Origin of the sequence: Planctomonas deserti (assembly GCF_003067705.1) — a bacterium.
Lineage (GTDB): Bacteria > Actinomycetota > Actinomycetes > Actinomycetales > Microbacteriaceae > Planctomonas > Planctomonas deserti.
On the sequence record NZ_QANL01000212.1, the window covers coordinates 1 to 518 of the forward strand.

A 518-nucleotide genomic window follows, 5' to 3' on the forward strand; every position below is an offset into this window, starting at 1 on the left:
GGCAGCAGGTCTTCCGGGATCGGCAGGCGTGCCAGCTGGGCCGGGGTCAACGACACCAGCTTCTCGCCCAGGGCCAGGACGTCGAGCGCGTCGCGCCGGTTCTGGCTGCGGCTCTTGTCGTGGAATTCACCGGTTTCTTCGTCGCGTCCGCGCATCGTCCCTACCTGATCTCAAAAAAAGTCGCCCGGCGTGATGCCGGGCCCAACCCGTACAGGATAAAGCATTGAACGTGATCGCCCCTGAAGTGGCTGTCGGCGACGACAGCCCGGCCCGGCTGGAACGGCTGGCCGACCTTTCCCAGCAGCTGCTCGACCGCGCCCTCGCGCTGGGCGCCAGCCAGGCCGAGGTCAGCTGCAGCGAGGACCGCGGCCTGGAGGTCAATGTCCGCCTCGGTGAGGTCGAGACCGTGCAGTCCACGCGTGACCGCGGCATCGCCGTGACCGTCTATTTCGGCCAGCGCAAGGGCAGTGCCAGCACCGGTGACCTGAACGAGGCCAGCCTGGCCGCTACGGTCGAGC

The 518-nt window shown here is 68.0% G+C and carries 2 protein-coding genes; one reads left to right on the plus strand and one right to left on the minus strand.

What is annotated here, in order from left to right; all coding sequences use genetic code 11:
- Window positions 1-155: dual-action ribosomal maturation protein DarP (locus DAI20_RS20325; protein ID WP_159085178.1), on the minus strand; the 155-nt coding region annotated here is incomplete at its 3' end.
- A 74-nt stretch (window positions 156-229) separates the two neighbouring features.
- Here DAI20_RS20325 and DAI20_RS20330 point away from each other — a divergent pair.
- Window positions 230-518, plus strand: a 289-nt coding sequence (locus DAI20_RS20330) for a PmbA/TldA family metallopeptidase (RefSeq protein WP_240606158.1), incomplete at its 3' end; no start/stop codon positions are given.